A 211-nucleotide genomic window follows, 5' to 3' on the forward strand; every position below is an offset into this window, starting at 1 on the left:
CCCCTGGTTGAGGTTTCCACCGACAAGGTTGACACCGAGGTTCCCTCCCCCGTAGCAGGCGTTGTCGAGCAGATTCTCGTCCCGGAGGACGAGGACGTCGAGGTCGGCGCTGCTCTGGCTATCATTGGCGACGGTTCCGGCGCCGCTGCTCCGGCTGCTCCCGCAGCTGCTGAGGCTCCCGCAGCTCCCGCTCCGGTTGCTGAGGCTCCTG

The 211-nt window shown here is 67.3% G+C and carries 1 protein-coding gene; it reads left to right on the forward strand.

Translation table 11 applies throughout. From position 1 onward, the window contains the following. A partial coding sequence (locus HMPREF2845_RS00040; protein WP_305793658.1) for a biotin/lipoyl-containing protein occupies positions 1 to 211 on the forward strand: 211 nt, incomplete at both ends.

This window comes from Rothia sp. HMSC065B04 (assembly GCF_001812285.1).
GTDB lineage: Bacteria > Actinomycetota > Actinomycetes > Actinomycetales > Micrococcaceae > Rothia > Rothia mucilaginosa.